This window comes from Lacinutrix sp. Bg11-31 (assembly GCF_002831665.1).
GTDB lineage: Bacteria > Bacteroidota > Bacteroidia > Flavobacteriales > Flavobacteriaceae > Lacinutrix.
In genome coordinates, this window is the sequence record NZ_CP025118.1 from 3,288,736 (window position 1) to 3,308,818 (window position 20,083).

The window sequence follows — 20,083 nt, forward strand, 5'->3', positions numbered from 1 at the left end:
GGTGGTTTTTTTAAACCACCTTTTTTTATTTTTGTAATTCTAAACATAGAAAGCAATCATGAGTAAAAAAGCTATTAAAAAATATTTGATTTTAATAATATTATTCTTCTTACCAGTTGTTTTCTTACTTATGTTGTATCCTGCAACAAATAACTATAATATTCTAGACGTTGTAAAAGAAGAGGTGCTTGATATTTCTAATTTATCTTCAATAACAAATTCAGAAGTTCTATTAAAAGACCACATAACAGTTTTAGGCTTTTTAGGAAGCGATCCAGAATCTAGAATAGTAGAGGCTTCAAACCTTAAAGAACTTGTTTATAATAAGTTTAAAGGCTTTAAGAAGTTTCAAATAGTAATGATGGTAACTAAAGAGTCTCAGGATAGAACGACTAGATTAACTCAAGAATTAACTAAATATAGCGTGCACAAGTATTGGCACTTTGTATATGCTAGCGATAGTGATATTAATAAACTATTTAATAGTTTGCGAACAAGTCTACAACTTGATGCTAATTTGGGAACAAACGGTGTATTTGTTATAGATAAAGAACTAAGTCAAAGAGGGAGACTTGACGATAGGACTAAAAAAGAGATTGAAAAAGAAACCCAAATCTATCCACTAACAGCTTACGATTGTTCTAAGGTTTCAATTATCAAAAACAAATTAGCAGCCGAAGACATGCGCGTGCTATTAGAAGAATATAGAAAATCTGGAAGAAATAAAATAGATTCTTCAAACCGAAGAGCTAAAGATCTTAATCCTGATAAAGAAACAGATGAAAAAGAATAATTACTCTTACATAAGTATTGCTTTTATTATTTTATTATTTGGAATAATATTCGTTCCAAAAATTGTTGATAGAATAAAAAACAACGACATCACTAGAAACGACAGAATAAGTGTTGGACAAGACAATAATTTTGAAGACAAAGGAGAACTAGCGTTTATAGAAATAAACGGAACTCCTAAAAAAGTACCTGCGTTTAGCTTTACTAATCAAGATGGTAAAACAATAACGCAAGAAGATTATAAAGGTAAAGTGTATGTTGTAGAGTTCTTTTTTACAACATGCCCTACAATTTGTCCAAGAATGAATAGAAACTTGGTAGACATACAAAACGTATATAAACTTAATAACGATTTTGGTGTCGCTTCTTTTTCGATTACTCCAGAATTGGACACACCAGAAGTTTTAAAAGAATACGCTGAAAAATATGGTATTACCAATCCTAATTGGAATTTAATGACAGGTGACGAGACTGAAATCTACAAGTTAGCTAATGTTGGCTTTAATATTTTTGTAGGTAAAGTAGAAGACGATGAAGTAGGTTTTGAGCATTCTGGTGATTTTGCTTTAATAGATAAAAATGGATTTATTCGCTCAAGGCTAGATGGTTTTGGTAACCCTAAAATATTTTACAAAGGTATTATTAGCGAGCAAGAGAAAATGGATGAAGATGGTAATGAACAGGAAATTACCATGCTAAAAGAAGATATTAAAAAACTTTTAAACGAGTAAGTTGTAGATTATTACTTCGATTGATTTTTAATGATTAAAACGGTATAAATAAAAATGAATACATCAGAAAATATACAAAACGAAAAAAAATATAATAAATGGATTGTTGCACTTTCTGTTATTATTCCTATAGCTGTAGCAGCATTGTTTTTAATTAAATTAAAAGACTTTGGGATCGATGTAGAGCCTTTAACGTTCTTGCCACCAATCTACGCAACTATAAATGGATTAACAGCTATTGTGTTATTAGTAGCAGTGTCGGCAATAAAGAAAGGTAATCGTGTGCTTCATGAGCGATTAATGAAATTTGCAATCTCTTTATCTGTAATATTCTTGTTATTATATATTGGATATCACATGACGAGCGATTCTACCAAATTTGGAGGAGAAGGAGTTATTGCATATGTTTATTACTTCATTTTAATAACACACATATTACTATCTATTGTAGTAATACCTTTTGTGTTAATTACTTATGTAAGAGCTATTTCAAATAATTTCGAAAGACATAAAAAAATAGCACGCATCACATTTCCATTATGGTTATATGTTGCAGTAACAGGTGTTGTTGTCTATTTAATGATATCTCCATATTACGCGTAATTTAATCTATTGTCACTTCGAGTGATTTCGAAGCATGAGAAATTGTATCGAGAAGTAATTCTATAAAAATGAAAAACAAAGTAACCTTATTCCTTTTTTCTCTCCTCACTTTTATTGATACAAATGCGCAATGTGCCATGTGTCGAGCAGTTTTGGAAAACGAGGAAGGTCAAGGTGTAGCAAAAGGTATAAACGATGGTATTATTTACTTAATGGCAATACCATATATTTTAGTTTTTGGTGTTGGATTTGCTATCTATTGGAAGTATTTTAGAGTTAAAAAGTAGCAGTAATACTTTCTTTCATTTAGACTTGTAAGAGTGTTTAACACAAATATTCATGTTTTAACATTTTTTTTACACAATTCCTGTAACAAATAAAGTCCTTTGCAGTCTAATGGATATGATGTAGATAACATCAATCAAAAAATCAACCATTATGCTCAAAATTAATAAGCTACACAAGTCTTATCCAATTGGAGACTCTAGTTTACATGTATTAAAAGGAATAGACCTATCTGTAGAAGCAGGAGAAATGGTAGCTATAATGGGTTCTTCGGGATCAGGAAAATCTACTTTGCTTAATATTATAGGAATGCTGGATGAAGCAGATGAAGGCGAATACATTTTAGATAATGTACCTATTAAAAATCTTACCGAAAAAAAGGCAGCTATCTATAGAAATAAATTTTTAGGGTTTATTTTTCAGTCTTTCAACTTAATAAATTATAAAAATGCCTTAGATAATGTGGCTTTGCCATTATATTACCAAGGTTTAAAGCGTAAAGAGCGTATAGAAAAAGCCTTATTTCATTTAGAAAAAGTAGGTTTAAAAAACTGGGCACATCACTTACCAAACGAATTATCTGGAGGGCAAAAACAACGTGTAGCCATTGCAAGAGCATTAGCAGCAGATCCAAAATTATTATTGGCAGATGAGCCTACAGGAGCTCTAGATACCAAAACGTCTTACGAAATTATGGATTTTATACAGTCTTTAAACGACGAAGGTAAAACCATTTTAATGGTAACACACGAAGAGGATATTGCAAGCATGTGTAAACGTATAGTAAGACTAAAAGACGGTGTTATTATGGAGGATACATTTGTAGAACAAGTAAGAGCTTCGCAATATGTTTGATAGAGATCTCTGGAGAGAAATTTTCCAAAGTATAAATATGAATAGAACCAGGTCTTTATTGTCTGGTTTTACGGTTGCATTTGCTATTTCCCTATTTGCAATATTATTTGGTATTGTAAACGGACTGGTAAATACATTTGATTCTGCATTTGTAGATGATGCATCCAATTCAATATTTGTACAATCTGGTATGACATCTAAAGCGAGTAATGGCTTACAAGCAGGACGACGCATTCAATTTAAAAATGAAGATCAAGCTTGGATTAAAGAAGAATTTGGAGATAAAGTACAGTATATTACTTCAAGAGTGTACTTAAATGTTATTGCGACTTTTAGAAACGAAAAAAACAACTATAGTATTCGTGCAGTTAATCCAGATCATCAATATTTAGAGAATACAAAAGTAACTTATGGACGTTATGTAAACGAGTCTGATATTAAAAACAAAACCAAAGTAGTAGTTATTGGGCGTTTGGTAGAAGAAGATTTGTTTTTAAAAACAACAGCTATTGGAAAATATTTAAATTTAAATGGTATTCAATATAAGGTAGTAGGTGTGTTTAGTGATGATGGAGGGGATAATGAAGAACGTTTAATCTACATGCCAATAAGTACAGCACAACAAATTTATGGGAATAACGATTATGTCGACCAAATAAATTTAACCTATAATCCTGAAATGAATTTCGATGCAGCTATTGGTTTTAGTAATCTACTAACCAAAAAGATGAAAGACAGGTTTATGGTTTCGCAAAACGACCAGCGTGCTATTCGTGTTCGTAATTTAGCAAACGAATCTAAAGCAATTAATCAGTTTACATTTATTCTAGGTTTTCTAGTTTTAGTTATTGGTTTTGGAACTTTAATAGCCGGAATTGTAGGTATTAGTAACATGATGATTTTTATAGTAAAAGAACGTACAAAGGAAATTGGTATTAGAAAAGCTTTAGGAGCGTCTCCAAAATCTATAGTATCTATTATTTTATTAGAATCTATATTGGTAACTATTATTGCTGGTTTTGTAGGTTTAGTAATTGGTATGGGAGTTGTAGAGTTTGCAGGTCCGTTTTTAGAGAAATATTTTATTAAAGATCCATCGGTAAGTTTAAGTATTGTAATTGGCGCAGCCATTACACTTATTTTGGCAGGAGCAATTGCAGGTTATTTACCAGCAAAAAAAGCTTCTAGAATTAAGCCTATTGTAGCACTAAGAGACGATTAATTATGATTAACAGAGCAACATTAATAGGTTTTCAGTTTGAATTAATAAAAATTAACAAATGAAATTTTTATTCGAGAGAGATACGTGGCAAGAGGTCTACGATAGTTTAACCAAAAACAAACTACGTACTGCATTAACTATGGTTGGTGTTTGGTGGGGAATCTTATTGCTTATTGGACTATTAGGATCTGCACGTGGTATCGAAAACTCATTTAATAGACTATTTGGAAGCTTTGCTACCAACAGTGTATTTGTTTGGGCGCAAAGTACAAGTAAACCATTTAAAGGGTTTCAGGAAGGTAGACAGGTTCAGCTTAAAATAAGTGATGCTAAAAAGATAGAAGAAAACGTAGAAGGTATCGAGTTTGTTGTGCCTAGAAATCAAAGTCAGGCTTTAGTAGTACATAATTTCTTATCTGGAAATTTTGGCGTAAATGGAGATTACCCATTACTAGATCAGGTTCAGAAAAAGAAAATGATTCAAGGACGTTTTATCAATCAAATAGACATCGATGAGAATAGAAAAGTAGTTGTAATTTCAGAAGAAATTTATAAACAACTCTTTGAAAAAGACGCCGAAATGATAGGTGAGTACATTCAGCTTAATGGCATGAACTTTAAAGTCGTTGGTATGTTTGAAACGGGAAATGCTAATATGGGACCATCAAGCGATATTCATATTCCATTTACAACCTTTCAGCAAATATATAATATGGGCGAAAATATAGGTTGGATGATGATTACCGGAAAACCAGAATACGATATTTCGCAAATAGAAACAGATGCTAAGCTTATTTTAAGAAACTTAAACAAAGTACACCCAGAAGATAATCGTGCTTTTGGTAGTTTTAATTTAGGGAAAGAATTTGCAAAAATAACAGGATTCTTAACAGGTATGCAGTTTTTAACATGGTTTGTAGGTATTGCTACGCTTGTTGCAGGTGTGTTTGCTATTGGTAATATTCTACTTATTACTGTAAAAGAAAGAACAAAAGAAATTGGAGTGCGTCGCGCACTTGGTGCTACACCATTCGAGATAAAAAGACAAGTTGTTTTAGAGGCTGTCTTTATTACTTTAATAGCAGGATTACTTGGTATAATTAGTGGAGGATCCTTACTTATACTTGTAGATTCTTTATATGGTCAAGGAACAGATGCTGTGTTAATAAATGCGTCAGTTTCTATTAGTGTCGTTTTTATAGCACTAGTAATATTAATAGTATTAGGAACATTAATAGGATTGATACCTGCTTTTAAAGCAACTAGTATAAAGCCAATTGATGCCTTAAGAGAAGAATAATAGTTAATCAAAATAAAGAAAGCACATCGCTTTTAAACCAACGAAGAAAATTAAATTTAAAAATGAAAAAAGCATTAAAAATTATTGTAGGATTAGGATTGCTTATCGCACTTATATTTGTGCTGAAGTATTTTAAAGACTCTAATTCTAAATCTGTAGAAGATTTTAAAACAGCTGAGCCTTTTTACGATTCAATTAACATAAAAATAGTTGCTACAGGAAAATTAAACCCTGAAGAAGAAATTGAATTAAAGCCACAAATAGCTGGAATTATCGATAAGATATTGGTAGAAGAAGGAGATATTGTTAAAAAAGGAGATGTAATAGCTAAAATTAGAGTAGTACCAAACGAGCAAAGTTTAGTTGGTGCAAATGGGCAAATATCGTCTGCAAAATTAGCTTACAACAATTCTAAAACAATTTACGATAGAAATAAATCGTTATTCGATAAAGGCGTTATTTCAAGACAGGATTTCGAAAACAGTGAGTTGGCTTTAAATCAATCTAACGAAACGCTACGTCAAGCACAAAATAATTACCAAATTATTAAAAGAGGATCACTTTCTGGAGGAGGTTCTGCAAACACAAATATTATTGCACTAATTCCTGGTACTATTTTAGAAATTCCTGTACGTGAAGGAGATCAAGTAATAGAAAGTAATAACTTTAATGCAGGTACTACAATTGCTACAATTGCAGACATGAGTAAAATGATTTTTGAAGGAAAAGTAGACGAAGCAGAAGTTGGTAAACTTGAAGAAGGAAAAGATATTAAAGTTGTATTAGGTGCTATTGGAGAAAAAGAATTCCCTGCAAAATTAACTTTTGTTGCGCCAAAAGGTAACGAAGTAAATGGAGCTGTACAGTTTACAATTAAAGCAGATGTAGAAGTGGAATCTTCTACAAAAATTAGAGCAGGTTATAGTGCTAATGCAGAAATTGAAATGGAATCTAAAGATAGCATTATGGTTATTAAAGAGTCTTTACTTCAATTTAATAGAATTACAGAAAAGCCTTTTGTTGAAATTGAAAAAGGTGAAGGTGAATTTGAAAAAGTAAATGTTGAGTTAGGTCTTTCTGATGGTATTAATGTAGAAATTACAGATGGCGTTAAAGAAGGTGATAAAATCAAGGTTTGGAACAAAGCCTCTAAAGAAGATAACGATGATGAAGATTAATATAAAAAGTGTTTTAACAATTGTCTCTTTTGTATGTGTTGGTTCCTCGGCTTATGCTCAAGGCAAAGTATGGTCGTTACAAGAAAGTGTAAACCATGCTTTAGAAAATAATATTTCTATTGTACAAGCTCAAAATACGCTATTGTTAAACGAGCAAGATATTATAGCATCGAAAGGTTCTTTTTTACCTGCTGTAAGTGGTAGTGCAGGACATAGTTTATCGGTTGGGAATACAGAGTTGTTTCCAGGGCAATTTGCAGATAGAACATCTAACAGTACTAGTTTTAGTGTAGGAGCAAGCCAAACTATTTTTAATGGTTTTAGGTTAACTAATTTGCATAAGCAGTCTCAGTTAAATTTAGAGACTAACAAACTAGAGCTGCAACGTATTAAGGATGATATTTCTCTTAATGTGGTAAATTCATATTTAAATATTTTATTTAATAAAGAGAATTTAGAGTCTGCAAAAGCACAATTCGAATTTTCAAAAAAACAACTCAACCAAGTTCAAGAATTAGTAGATGCTGGTGTACAACCAAAAGCTAATATCTATGATGCGCAAGCAACATTAAGTAGAGACGTACAGAGTGTTACAGTTGCAGAGAACAACTACGAGTTATCATTATTGTCTTTATCGCAATTATTACAAGTAGATTTTGCTGGTTTCGATGTTAAAGTTATTGATGTGGTTGATCCTTCAGCAGAATTGATGTACGATAATGTTACTCCTATTTTAAATTATGCTATTGAAAATAGAAGCGAAGTTAAAGTGGCTGAAAAAAATATTGAAAGCTCGAAATTAAGTACAGAAATATCTAAAAGTGGATTTTATCCAACTGTTTCTGCAGGATATAGTTTTGGGTCTAATGTTTTCTTTACTAATTTAACCGATACTGAAGATAGATTCTTTACACAGCTTAACGACCAAAAAGCACATAGTTTTAGGTTGAGTGTTAATGTTCCAATATTTTCTGGATACCAGAATAAAACAGCAGTTGCAAAATCGCAAATTCAAGAACAAAATGCATTATTAGGTTTAGAACAAACCAAGTTAACTTTAGAAGCAAATGTACAACGTGCTTTTACAGATGCAAAGTCTGCATTAAGAGCTTATGAAGCTGCAAAAGTGTCACTACAATCGCAAGAGTTAGCATTTAGTAATTCCGAAGAACGTTATAATATAGGAGTCATGAATGCATTCGATTTAGAGCAATCTAGATTAAGACTTGTAAATGCAGAAGCTTCATTAATTAATGCTAAATATGATTTTGTTTTTAAAACAAAAGTTTTAGATTTCTATCTTGGAAAACCAATTACAGAGTAAAATATAAAAGATATTAGCAAATTGTTTTATATAAATTATAAAGAGTGAATTAAAACCTAAAGTAAAATGGTAATTTTACTTTAGGTTTTATGAATTCTAAAAAAATAAATTGATGTACATATTAAGCATAGAAACGTCAACAACAAATTGTTCAGTCTCACTATCTAAGGATGGTGAGACTTTGCTTTTAAAAGAAGATTATAGCAATAACTATTCTCACGCAGAACGGTTACATGTTTTTATAGATGAAACGCTTCGCGAAGCAAAGATTGAGCGTACGCAATTAGAAGCAATAGCAGTTAGTAAAGGACCAGGCTCTTATACAGGATTACGTATTGGTGTTTCGGCAGCAAAAGGCTTGTGTTATGCTTTAGATATTCCGTTAATTTCTATTTCTACTCTAGAGGCTTTAGCACATCAAGTAAAAGCAGAAAGTGGTGTTGTTGTTCCAATGTTAGATGCTAGACGAATGGAAGTGTACTCGGCTATTTTTTCTTCAGAATTAAAACAGATTAGAGCTATCGAGGCTCAAATTTTAGACGAAACTTCTTTTGCTGAAGAATTATCTAAAGGTAAAGTGTATTTTGTTGGAAATGGAGTAGAGAAAACAAAAGCGCTTCTAAGTCATGAAAACGCTGTGTTTGTTGAAGATAAATTACCATCTGCAGACCAAATGAGTGCTTTGGCTTTTTTAAAGCATAAAAAAAGCGACACCGAAGATGTCGCTTATTTTGAACCTTATTATTTAAAAGACTTTGTGGCTTTAAAGCCTAAACCTAAAAAGTAATTATCCTTGCTTTTGTATTTCTACTTGATGTGGATAAGGTATTTCTATTCCAGCAGTATCTAGCGCTTCTTTAGTTTGTTCTGTTACTTCAAAATATACAGCCCAGTAATCTTCAGCTTTACACCAAGGTCTTACAGCAAAGTTTATAGAGCTATCTGCTAATTCCATAACATTAACTTTAGGAGCTGGATCTTTTAATACTTTTGGATGATTTGTTAATACGTTAAGTAAAACCGCTTTTGCTTGTTTAATATCCGAATCGTAACCTACACCAAAAACAAGGTCAACTCTTCGTGTACCTTCTGTAGTGTAATTAATAATATTTCCATTAGATAAAGCACCATTTGGAATTATAATTTCACGGTTGGATAAACCTGTAAGCTTAGTTGTGAAAATCTCAATTTCTTTAACAACACCTACCTCTCCTTGTGCTTCAATTAAATCACCAAGTTTTATAGGTTTAAAGATCATAAGTAAAACTCCTCCAGCAAAATTGCCTAAAGAACCTTGTAATGCTAAACCAATTGCCAAACCAGCTGCTGCAATTATAGCTGCAAATGATGCTGTTTGAATACCTAATGTACCTAACACAACAATTATTAAAACTATTTTTAAGACCCAACCAATTAAATTAAGCAAGAATTTTTTAAGACTAGGGTCGTAGTCTGCCTTGTCCATTGTTTTACTTATTCCTTTTCTAAGATATTTAATAACAAAAGCACCAACTATCCATATTACTATTGCTAGTAGTGTTTTAGGAGCATATTCAAGCATAAGTTCGTAACCTTTGTCAATCCATTTTTGTAAATCCATTTCTTTATTTAATTAATTAAAATTTAATTTTGTGCAAAATTAAAAACTTTCTAAACGGTATTAAGTTAATCCTGTGTTATTTTAAAAATAAAACAGAGGCTAAAGCTAAAATTGCTGGAATAGATTGAAAATAAAATAAACGTATTTTTTTTGTAGAATAGGCTCCATAAATACTTGCAATTATAACACAGCTTAAAAAGAAAATGATAGTATTTGTGTTTTTTAATAACAACCCGAAAATTAAACCAGAAGCTAAAAAACCGTTATATAAACCTTGGTTGGCTGCTAGTACTTTAGTTTTTTCGGCAAATGCTTTGCTTTCTAACCCAAAGGTTTTTATGCCTTTTGGAGAAGTCCATAAAAACATTTCTAGTATTAAAAAGTAAAAATGGAGCAGTGCTACAAAAGCTACTAGTATAGTGGTTAGTAAATTCATATTAGTTGTTGTTTATTAAGTTAATAGCGCTTTTAACGTCTTTAACTGGTAGCTTACAAGCTTTATTAACACAAACGTATATAAACGTTTCGTCTTCTATAAATCTATTTTTAAGTAAAGGTAGCTTGCTTTCACCCTTACTGCCAACTATTATTTTATTTGGAATGTAACGCTCGTTTAACGCTTTAATTTTGTTTTTATATTTATTACCAACAATAGCAACTTCGTAAAAAGGTTCTGTGTAATTTAGCATTAAATCTAACCAGTTTGAATAGCCAGAAGCGTATTCTTTAATTTCTGGTTTTACATTATTAAGCATTGTAGTTGCTGTGTTTAAATAGTATTCATTATCAAAATAATGCGAGAGTTTAAATAAGTTTTTGGCAAAAATTGAGTTGCTTGCTGGAATTACATTATCGCGATACTCGATAGTTTTAGAAACTAATTTTTCATCTTTATTAGAAGTAAAATAAAACATTTTATTAGTGTCGTTTAAAAAAGCATCAAAACAATAATCGGTTAATGCTTTTGCTTTGTTTAGCCATTTTTCATCTAAAGTGATTTCATATAATGCAATAAAAGCATCGATAGTAGTGGTGTAATCTTCTAGAAAACCATTAATACTCGATTTTCCATCTTTATAATTATGGAACAAACTGCCATTCTCTTTTAATTGACTACTTAAAATGAATTGTCCATTTTTTAAAGCAACATCAAGATATTTTTTATCTTTTAAAACACGATAAGCATCAACATAGCCTTTTAACATTAAGGCATTCCAAGAGGTTAGAATCTTGTCATCTAAACGCGGGCGTTCTCTTTTTTCTCTTTCAGCTAATAAAAGGGATTGCCATTTCGCTTTCTTTGTTTTTAGAGTTTCAAGTGAAATGTTTTCTTTTGCAATGAAATCATTATCATTTTTAGTTCTAATTAAAACGTAATTTTTGTGCTCCCAAAAACCATAATTATTAACGTTATAATAGTTAGAAAACAAGTTGAAATCTTCTTTTAAAATCAATTTTAGAACATCTTTTGTCCAAATATAAAAAGCACCTTCTTCAAGTTCTCCAGTTTCTGTTAAACTGTCTGCGTCCAACGAAGAGTAGAAAGCACCATTAGTAGCTGTGAGCTCTCTTTCTATAAATTCAAGAGTTTCAACTACAACTTCTTTATATAATTCGTTTTTAGTTAGCAAGTAAGCATCAGCATATAAACTAACCAATTGCCCATTATCGTAAAGCATTTTTTCGAAATGTGGCACGTGCCATTTTACATCAACCGAATATCTAGAAAATCCACCGCCAATTTGATCGTAAATACCACCAAATGCCATGTTTGTTAACGTGTTATCAACAAATTTAGCAATATTTTCTTTTTTATTTTGAAACGCATAACGCATTAAAAAATGATAGTTATTAGGCATCATAAACTTTGGTGCACGATTCATGCCTCCTTGTTTGTTATCGAAATGTTTTGACCAGTTTTCAACGGCTTCATTAATAAAAGAAGTTTCAAATTTTGGAGTTTCAGTATTCATAGAAACAACATCTACAGATTTCATGCCTTGCTCAAGTTTACTAGCATATTCTTCTAGTTTTTCAGGTTGTGTTTCGTATAACTCAGCAATTTGAGTTAAAGCACTAACCCATTGGTCTTTTTTAAAATACGTTCCTCCCCAAACAGGCCTGCCATCCGGAAGTGTAATTACATTCATTGGCCAACCGCCTTGACCAGTCATTAGTTGGACAGCATTCATGTAGACTTGGTCAATATCTGGTCGTTCCTCTCGGTCAACTTTAATATTAACAAAGTTGCTATTCATTACTTGCGCAACAGCTTCGTCTTCAAAACTTTCATGTTCCATAACGTGGCACCAATGGCAGGCAGCATAACCAACACTAATAATTATAAGTTTGTTAGATTGTTTGGCTAGTTTTAAAGTAGTCGAATTCCATGCTTCCCAGTTTACAGGATTATGAGCATGTTGTAGCAAATAAGGACTTGTTTCGTTAATTAAATTATTGGTGAATTTGTGAGCCACAGTTTCTTTTTTTTGTGCGTTACAGTTGTATAGTAAAAGAATAGATATAAATGTGAGTAGTTTCATCTTTATTGATTTTAAGCAACGATTGTATAACTGTATTATACATTAAATTTTAGAAAAGGTAGGAATAATTTAATAATGATTGTTATATTAATATAACAATCAAACGATATATAAGTATCAACATATAGATGAAAGTACAATTTTAAGGTTGTTTGACCTCTTGAATACTTTATAATTTCAGTATTTATTAGTATTATTGTACACTACCTATATATGAAGTAAAAACCAACCATAATGAAGCACTTTACGCTAATCCTAGTTTTATTTTTTTGTTCATCAAGTCTTTTTGCACAAGATGTGTTAATGCAGAATGGAACTGTTAATCAATGTTCTGGTACTCTCTACGATTCAGGAGGAGCATCATCAAATTATTCTAGTGATGAGAATTTTGTATTAACAATTTGTCCAGACACAATAGATCAATTTATTCAATTAGATTTTACTTTATTTAATACTCAAGATATCTTTAATGGTGCACCAGGAGACGAATTAACAGTCTATGATGGAGATGATACTTCTGCTGCTGTAATTGGAGTTTATTATGGAGGTGGAGCTGGAGCAAATAGTAATCCACAAACTATATCTGCATCACCAACAAGCACAACAGGATGTATTACGCTTCAATTTATTAGTAATAGTTCTGGTAACACTACAGGCTGGGCAGCAGATATTTCATGTTTACAAACATGTCAAACTATTACACCTTCAATAGACACTACTAATCCAGTAGCAAATGGAGGAGGAGTGGTTCAAATTCCAGTTGGAGGTTCAGTAGATTTTACTGGTAGTGCTACATTTTCAGAAGATGCAACAGGAGCAGTTTATTCATGGAATTATGGAGATGGGTCTGCAACCGATAACGGACAGGCTGTTAGTCATCAATTTAATAATATTGGTACGTTTACAACAACATTTACAGTAACAGACATTAATCCTACGGGATGTTCAGAATCTGTAACAATTACCGTTGAGGTTTTAACACCATATATAGACGTAGATGTAACAACATATAATGCTCAACAGCTAGTAGAAGATGTTTTAATAGATAGTCCGTGTGCAGCAGTGTCAAATATTGTTTCTAGTTCTGGAAACGATTTTGGATCTGTAAACGGTATTGGTTCTTTTACAGCAATACCAGGTGCATTTGGATTTGAAGCAGGAATAGTGCTGTCTTCTGGAAGTGCTTTGGATGCTGAAGGACCAGAAGATAGTAACCAGAGTGCAGGTGGTGGAACATGGCCAGGAGATGCAGATTTAGAAGCTCAAATTGGTGGTACAAATACTAATAACGCGTCGTATCTTCAATTCGATTTTACACCAACTGTAAGCCAAATTAGTTTCGATTTCATTTTTGCCTCGGAAGAATATGGAACATTTCAATGTGGTTTTACAGATGCATTTGCATTTTTATTAACAGACCAAACCACAGGTATTACAACAAATTTAGCTTTAGTACCTGGGACTACAGATGTAGTAACGGTTTTTACAGTTAGAGATAATACTTGGAATGGTGGTTGTCCATCGGCAAATCCTACTTTTTTCGATGCTTATTATGGAGCTGGAGGATTACCTGGAAATAATAGTCCAATAAATTTTCTTGGCTACACAGTACCAATGACTGCTATTTCTAACGTAACACCAGATAACCCTTATACTATTAAATTAGTAATAGCCGATGCTTTGGATACAGCCTACGATGCTGCTGTGTTTTTAGGAGCTGGTTCTTTTGATTTAGGTGGAGATTTAGGAGATGATATAACTATTAATGCAGGTACTGCAGAATGTCAAGGTACAGCAATTGTACTAGATACAGCATTACCAACAGCAATACATACTTGGTATTTAGATGGCGTAGTAATTCCTGGAGAAACAGGATCTATTCTTAATGCAACACAAGAAGGAACTTATTCTGTAGATATTGTTTTTTCTGTAACTTGTCAAACTTCAGATTCTATTTTTGTAGAATTTATTCCTGGCCCTACAGTTGAGGCTGTTACTAATATAACGGAATGTAATAGTGGAGGAGCTGTAATTTTTGATTTAACCCAAAATGAAACTTCTGCAATCGGTACTCAAGATCCTGCAGCAGTTGTTGTAAGTTTTCATAGCTCTCAAGCAGATGCAGATGCTGATGCAAACCCTATAGGTAATCCAGCAACTTACACAGGAACTGATGGGGAAATGGTATATATTAGAGTAGATGATACGCAATCTGGAATGTGTTACTCTACAGATGTGTTTTTATTACAGTATTTAAATATCGTTTTAAATCCTGCGCCAGATATGGTGGTTTGTGATGATATTTCTAACGATGGAGAAGAGTCTTTTGATTTAACGAGTCAAGATCTAGTAATTCTTGGAACTCAAGCAGCAGCAGATTTTAATGTAACATATTATTTAGATTTTGTAAATGCAGATGCTGGAACAAATGCTTTAACAAGTCCATATTTAAACACTTTAAGTCCTCAGCCTATTTTTGTTAGAATTGAAAGTATCCAAGATGCTGCATGTTACATAGCTTCGCCAACTGAAGTTTTTAATTTAGTTGTAAATCTAAATGCAACAGCTACACAGCCTTCTAATATTGCTGTTTGTGATGACTCTACAAACGATGGTGTTGAGATTTTCGATTTAACGACTTTAGAATCTGATATTCTAAATGGTCAAGATCCTGCAAATTTTACAGTTAGTTTTTATGAATTGCAAACAGATGTTGCTACATCTACAAATCCTATAACTAATCCAATAACATATTCTAATACAGCTAGTCCTCAAACTATTTATGTTAGAGTAGATGACAACTCAAATCCAACATGTTTTGGAGAAACTAGTTTTACTATTACTGTTAATCCTAATGATGATTCTACATTTACAATGATGCCTTTATGCGATGGAGCAACAGTAGATTCAGTAGTTACGCCAGGAGGAACCTACGTTTTTAATGTAATGCCAACAGATGGAGCTACAATAGATCCAGCAACAGGAACAATTACCAACGGTATTTCAACAGTAAGTTATACAGTAGATTATACAACAAGTGGTACTTGTCCTACAACAAGCTCGTTTACCGTAACAGTAGATGAAACATTTGATGCCACTTTTACAATGACACCAAACTGTGATGGAGGAATAGTAACAACAGAAGCTAATACAGGAGGAACGTATACTTTTAATCCAGTACCAACAGATGGCGCAAATATAAATCCAGCAACAGGAACTGTAACAGGAGGAACTTCTGCTACAACTTATTTTGTTGAATATTCATTTGGAGGAGCTTGCTCATCATCATCAATATTTCCATTAACTGTTGAAACAACAGATGATGCTTCATTTATTATGATACCAACATGTGATGGAGCAATAGTCGATTCTGAAGTAACACCAGGTGGAACCTACTCTTTTAGTACTGTGCCAACTGATGCTGCTATAATAGATTCTGCAACTGGAGCAATAACAGGAGGAACACCAGGAGCTACCTATACAGTAGATTACCTTACTAATGGAACGTGTAGAGCAACAGGTACGGTAACAGTTACAGCCAACCCACTCCCAACTAGTTGTACCAACACCACTAGAAGTTTGTGATGATGGCACACCAGATGGAATAACAGAAATAGAGCTAACCATAAAAAACAACGAAATTTCAGGCGGTAATCCAGCATACGCTGTAACGTATTACTTTTCACAAGCAGATGCAGATGCACAAGCTAATCCATTAGCGAGCCCGTACACTAACGTTGTGCCTAACATGCAAACTATTTTTGTAGGCGTACAAGATGTAAATACAGGATGCTACGACACAACAACATTAGATCTAGTAGTAGAGCAAGCACCAGTAGCTTTTACACCAGCGAATTTAGAATATTGCGATCCAGACAGTGATGGATTTGGCGTCTTTACACTTACCGATTCGGAAGCAGAAATCACAGGAGGCGCACCAGGACTTACGGTAACTTACCATGAAACGATGTCAGATGCAGACAACAATGTTAATGCATTAGCAAGTCCTTATAATAACATTGTAGTCAACATGCAAACCATTTACGTGCGTGTAGAAAGTTCTACAATTGCAACCGACTGTGCAACATTTGTAGACTTAGTACTTATTGTCAATCCAACACCACAAATAACAACAGCATTAGTATTAACACCACTAGAAGTTTGTGATGATAATGCCGATGGTTTTGCTACGTTCGATTTACCAACCAAAGATCCAGAAATTCTAAACCTATTAGATGCAGATACTTCTAACGATTTAGACCCAACATTATACACTATTACGTATTACACCTCAGAAGCTAATGCTGAAGCACCAACCAATGCTATTGCAACACCAAACGCCTATGTAAATACAACGGCAAACATGCAAACCATTTGGGTACGAGTAGAAGATAATGCTACAGCTTGTTATAAAACAGTAGCCTTAGAATTAATAGTAAATCCATTGCCAGTATTAGTACAGCCAACACCACTAAGTTTATGCGATGTTAATAATCCAGGCGATGAAGTAGAAGCCTTCAACTTAGAAGATGCTAATGCACAAATACTAGCCGGACAAACAGGTATTACTTTAACTTACTTTAGCACACAAGCAGGAGCAGACACTAACGACGCAACAGTAGAAATCGTTAGTCCATATTCTAACACAAGCAATGCACAAACGGTTTACGTTAGAGCAACAAACAATGTTACAGGATGTGTAAGTACGATTACTCTAGATTTAAGAGTAAACCCATTACCATCACCAGTAGCAATGCCGTTACCATCAGACGAATGTGATGACGATAACGATGGTTTTTACGATATGTTCGATCTAGACGGTCAATCTGCAATAATAGCCAATGGCGAGCCAGACATCACTATTAGCTACTACGAAACAGAAGCCGATGCGATGAGCATGACAAATCCATTAGTAAGTCCATACGCAAACATCGTTGCTAATCTGCAAACTATTTATGTATTAGCAGAAAACGATATTACCGGTTGTTTTACCATTGTAACTATGGATTTAGTAGTATTACCTTCACCAGTAGTACCAATTGCAATCGACGACTATATTATTTGTGATGATGATAACGATGGTGTTAACCAGTTTGATTTTGATGCCGTAATCACACCACAAATTTTTACAGGAGGACAAACAGCAGCAGATTTCACGCTAAGCTACCACACAACACAAGCACTAGCAGACTCAGGAAACAACCCAATAGTAAACACAAGTAACTATACTAATGTCGCTAATCCACAAACGATATATATACGTTTAGTAAGCAATGCTAACGGTTGTGTAACTACAGGAAGCTTTATTATAAGGGTAGAATTCCCACCAGTAATCGCTGCTAATTATGATAATGAATTAACCCAATGTGACGATTTAGATGCCAATTACATGGAAGCTAACGATGGCATTACATTTTTCGATTTAACGGTTGAAGACATCGAAATCACAGGTGTTACAAACGTGAGTTGGATAGTTACTTATTACGAAGCATTAGCCGATGCTCAAGCAGATATTAATGCCATAGCAGATCCAACAGCGTATGAAAATACGATGACAGGACCACAAACCCTATACGTAAGAGTAACCGATAGCGACACAGGCTGCTTTAGCTTTACAACCGTAACTATTAGAGTGATCCCAAACCCATCACCAAGTCCAAATCCAGTAGATTTAGAATTGTGTGACGATATAGACATTGTAGGACCAAACGATTTATTAGAAACATTCGATTTAACACAAAACGAAGGCTTCATTATCAATGGAGAAGTAGGTGTAACAGCAAGTTACTACATTACACAAGACGATGCTGTAATGGGTAACAATGCGATAGCAGACCCAACCATGCATATTAACGAAGATCCTGGAAATCCAAACGTAGCAGTAACACCACAAACTATTTTTGTACGTCTTACCAATGGTACAGATGCTACAGGATTAAATGGAACAGGCTGTTACAGTTTAGTAAGCTTCGATGTTATTGTAAACCCATTACCAGTAGTTACACCAGTAAACGACTATGTTATTTGTGAGCTGAATACAGACAACGTTGCAGACTTCGATTTAACAACGATGACAGCAGCGATATTAAACGGACAAGATCCAGCAATATTTACAGTCACTTACCATGAAACGCAAGGCGAAGCAGATGCTTCAATGAACGATTTAACAGCAAGTGGCGATTACACGAATACTAGTGATCCACAAACTATTTACGTAAACATTACAAACACAGTAACAGGATGTGATACCACAGCATTAACCTTCAATTTAGTAGTAGACGAAGCAGCACAAGCCAATCCAGATGGTGTTGCAATACTTTACCAAGTATGTGACGATACTATGGAGTTTGATAACGATACAACAAACGACATGGTTGAGTTTGATTTAGCAACACAAAATCCTTTTGTATTAGATGGCCAAGACCCATTAAATTACACGGTAACGTATTACGATAATCAAGTCGATGCAGATGCAGGTACAAATCCGCTACCATTTACATATACCAATACAGTAAACCCACAAGTAATTATTGTAAGAGTAGATAATGATATTCCAGGCACACTAAATTTAGATCTTACTACATTAACTGTAGGATTAGATGTTAATGGCGATGGCACAATAGATACAATCGACACCACTGTACCAGCAGATGGCATATTTGATATTGTAGATATTAATGGTGATGGAGTAGCAGAAGGATTTGATACCAATGCAGATGGCATTATAGATTACATCGACTTAGATGGTGATGGTCTTGGTGATTTAGTAGATTTAAACAACGATGGAGAAGTAGATAACGATACGTCTGCTTGTTATGAAACAGCAGAAATCACTTTACAAGTAAACCCAATGCCATCATTTACTTTAGAAGCAGAGTATTTATTATGTATCAACACAAATGGTACAGAAGTAATTAACTCACCAGTAATAGACACAGGGTTAGATCCAGCATTCTATACTTTTGTATGGAACTTAAATGGCACAGATATAGCAGGCCAAACAGCAGAATTCTTAGAGCCAACCGAAGGCGGAACTTATGGTGTTATAGCAACAGATATCGCAACAGGATGTCCAAGTATTGAAGTTAACACTTTCGTAACAGTAAGCGAGCCACCAGCAGTAGCTTATGAGATAACAAGCTTAGCTTTTGCAGATCAACACGATATATTAGTAACAGCAACAGGTACAGCAACCACCTCAATAGCAGTATACGAGTTTAGTATCGATGGCGGTAGTTGGGAACTAGGAACGTTAAATGCAGCAGGAGCATATGTGTATACCTTTACAGATGTTGCAGCAGGAGAGCATATGGTAACAGTAAGAGACACGATAGGTTGTGGAGAAACAACAATCCCAGTTATGGTTATGGATTACCCATTATACTTTACACCAAATGGCGATGGTTACCACGACACATGGAATGTTTACGATATTGGAAGACAGCCAGATGCTGTTATTTATATCTTCGATCGTTACGGTAAACTATTAAAACAGTTAAGCCCAACAGGAATAGGATGGGATGGTACTTACAACGGTAACCCAATGCCTACAAGTGATTACTGGTTTACTTTAGAATATAGAGAACCAAGTACAGATGAGAAAAAATCTATTCGTAGACACTTTACGTTGAAGCGATAGAAAATATAGAA

Annotated in this window: 15 protein-coding genes; 12 read left to right on the forward strand and 3 right to left on the reverse strand. The window is 33.6% G+C overall.

Annotated features, from left to right (window positions below; genetic code table 11):
- Positions 1 to 58: 58 nt before the first annotated feature.
- From CW733_RS14640 to tsaB, 10 genes are all read left to right on the forward strand, one after another.
- Positions 59 to 793 carry a hypothetical protein gene (locus tag CW733_RS14640; protein ID WP_100998003.1) on the forward strand — a complete coding sequence of 245 codons (735 nt, stop codon included), beginning with the start codon at positions 59 to 61 and terminating at the stop codon, positions 791 to 793.
- The gene (locus CW733_RS14645; protein ID WP_100998005.1) at positions 780 to 1,523 is read left to right on the forward strand and encodes an SCO family protein; all 744 of its coding nucleotides are present in this window, start codon (positions 780 to 782) and stop codon (positions 1,521 to 1,523) included. Before CW733_RS14640 ends, CW733_RS14645 begins: the two co-directional genes overlap by 14 nt.
- 54 nt (positions 1,524 to 1,577) lie before the next feature.
- Positions 1,578 to 2,126, forward strand: coding sequence for a DUF420 domain-containing protein (locus tag CW733_RS14650; protein WP_100998006.1), 549 nt, complete (start codon positions 1,578 to 1,580; stop codon positions 2,124 to 2,126).
- Positions 2,127 to 2,194: 68 nt separating this feature from the next.
- Positions 2,195 to 2,413 carry a hypothetical protein gene (locus CW733_RS14655; RefSeq protein WP_100998008.1) on the forward strand — a complete coding sequence of 73 codons (219 nt, stop codon included), beginning with the start codon at positions 2,195 to 2,197 and terminating at the stop codon, positions 2,411 to 2,413.
- Between the two features lie 151 nt (positions 2,414 to 2,564).
- Complete coding sequence (locus CW733_RS14660) at positions 2,565 to 3,266, forward strand: ABC transporter ATP-binding protein (RefSeq protein WP_100998010.1); 702 nt, start codon at positions 2,565 to 2,567, stop codon at positions 3,264 to 3,266.
- Positions 3,259 to 4,488 carry an ABC transporter permease gene (locus CW733_RS14665; protein ID WP_100998011.1) on the forward strand — a complete coding sequence of 410 codons (1,230 nt, stop codon included), beginning with the start codon at positions 3,259 to 3,261 and terminating at the stop codon, positions 4,486 to 4,488. The genes CW733_RS14660 and CW733_RS14665 overlap by 8 nt, the downstream gene beginning before the upstream one ends.
- 58 nt (positions 4,489 to 4,546) lie before the next feature.
- A complete protein-coding gene (locus CW733_RS14670) occupies positions 4,547 to 5,788 on the forward strand; it encodes an ABC transporter permease (protein WP_100998012.1) in 1,242 nt (413 codons plus the stop codon).
- Between the two features lie 62 nt (positions 5,789 to 5,850).
- A complete protein-coding gene (locus CW733_RS14675; RefSeq protein ID WP_100998013.1) occupies positions 5,851 to 6,966 on the forward strand; it encodes an efflux RND transporter periplasmic adaptor subunit in 1,116 nt (371 codons plus the stop codon).
- A complete protein-coding gene (locus CW733_RS14680) occupies positions 6,953 to 8,290 on the forward strand; it encodes a TolC family protein (RefSeq protein ID WP_198520079.1) in 1,338 nt (445 codons plus the stop codon). The genes CW733_RS14675 and CW733_RS14680 overlap by 14 nt, the downstream gene beginning before the upstream one ends.
- 109 nt (positions 8,291 to 8,399) lie before the next feature.
- On the forward strand, positions 8,400 to 9,077 hold the full coding sequence (gene tsaB, locus CW733_RS14685) for a tRNA (adenosine(37)-N6)-threonylcarbamoyltransferase complex dimerization subunit type 1 TsaB (RefSeq protein WP_100998015.1): 678 nt from the start codon (positions 8,400 to 8,402) through the stop codon (positions 9,075 to 9,077).
- On the opposite strand, the gene CW733_RS14690 is transcribed toward tsaB, so the two are convergent.
- From CW733_RS14690 to CW733_RS14700, 3 genes are all read right to left on the reverse strand, one after another.
- Complete coding sequence (locus CW733_RS14690) at positions 9,078 to 9,890, reverse strand: mechanosensitive ion channel family protein (RefSeq protein ID WP_100998016.1); 813 nt, start codon at positions 9,888 to 9,890, stop codon at positions 9,078 to 9,080.
- A gap of 76 nt (positions 9,891 to 9,966) precedes the next feature.
- Complete coding sequence (locus CW733_RS14695) at positions 9,967 to 10,326, reverse strand: DUF1304 domain-containing protein (RefSeq protein ID WP_100998017.1); 360 nt, start codon at positions 10,324 to 10,326, stop codon at positions 9,967 to 9,969.
- A 1-nt stretch (position 10,327) separates the two neighbouring features.
- Positions 10,328 to 12,433: a thioredoxin domain-containing protein gene (locus tag CW733_RS14700; protein ID WP_198520080.1), complete on the reverse strand. Its 2,106-nt coding sequence runs from the start codon at positions 12,431 to 12,433 to the stop codon at positions 10,328 to 10,330.
- A gap of 234 nt (positions 12,434 to 12,667) precedes the next feature.
- On the opposite strand from CW733_RS14700, the gene CW733_RS16670 reads away from it, so the two are divergent.
- Both CW733_RS16670 and CW733_RS16675 read left to right on the forward strand, forming a co-directional pair.
- Positions 12,668 to 16,018 (forward strand): choice-of-anchor L domain-containing protein, encoded by a 3,351-nt coding sequence (locus tag CW733_RS16670; RefSeq protein ID WP_232730369.1) that lies wholly within the window; start codon positions 12,668 to 12,670, stop codon positions 16,016 to 16,018.
- 163 nt (positions 16,019 to 16,181) lie between these two features.
- Entirely contained in the window at positions 16,182 to 20,072 is a 3,891-nt protein-coding gene (locus CW733_RS16675) for a T9SS type B sorting domain-containing protein (RefSeq protein ID WP_232730370.1), read from the forward strand.
- Positions 20,073 to 20,083 lie beyond the last annotated feature (11 nt).

Bases quoted from the DNA above. Each gene is read 5' to 3' on its own strand.
- CW733_RS14640 (WP_100998003.1), top strand. From the start codon at position 59: ATGAGTAAAAAAGCTATTAAAAAATATTTGATTTTAATAATATTATTC.
- CW733_RS14645 (WP_100998005.1), top strand. From the start codon at position 780: ATGAAAAAGAATAATTACTCTTACATAAGTATTGCTTTTATTATTTTA.
- CW733_RS14650 (WP_100998006.1), top strand. From the start codon at position 1,578: ATGAATACATCAGAAAATATACAAAACGAAAAAAAATATAATAAATGG.
- CW733_RS14655 (WP_100998008.1), top strand. From the start codon at position 2,195: ATGAAAAACAAAGTAACCTTATTCCTTTTTTCTCTCCTCACTTTTATT.
- CW733_RS14660 (WP_100998010.1), top strand. From the start codon at position 2,565: ATGCTCAAAATTAATAAGCTACACAAGTCTTATCCAATTGGAGACTCT.
- CW733_RS14665 (WP_100998011.1), top strand. From the start codon at position 3,259: ATGTTTGATAGAGATCTCTGGAGAGAAATTTTCCAAAGTATAAATATG.
- CW733_RS14670 (WP_100998012.1), top strand. From the start codon at position 4,547: ATGAAATTTTTATTCGAGAGAGATACGTGGCAAGAGGTCTACGATAGT.
- CW733_RS14675 (WP_100998013.1), top strand. From the start codon at position 5,851: ATGAAAAAAGCATTAAAAATTATTGTAGGATTAGGATTGCTTATCGCA.
- CW733_RS14680 (WP_198520079.1), top strand. From the start codon at position 6,953: ATGATGAAGATTAATATAAAAAGTGTTTTAACAATTGTCTCTTTTGTA.
- CW733_RS14690 (WP_100998016.1), bottom strand. From the start codon at position 9,890: ATGGATTTACAAAAATGGATTGACAAAGGTTACGAACTTATGCTTGAA.
- CW733_RS14695 (WP_100998017.1), bottom strand. From the start codon at position 10,326: ATGAATTTACTAACCACTATACTAGTAGCTTTTGTAGCACTGCTCCAT.
- CW733_RS14700 (WP_198520080.1), bottom strand. From the start codon at position 12,433: ATGAAACTACTCACATTTATATCTATTCTTTTACTATACAACTGTAAC.
- CW733_RS16670 (WP_232730369.1), top strand. From the start codon at position 12,668: ATGAAGCACTTTACGCTAATCCTAGTTTTATTTTTTTGTTCATCAAGT.
- CW733_RS16675 (WP_232730370.1), top strand. From the start codon at position 16,182: ATGCAAACTATTTTTGTAGGCGTACAAGATGTAAATACAGGATGCTAC.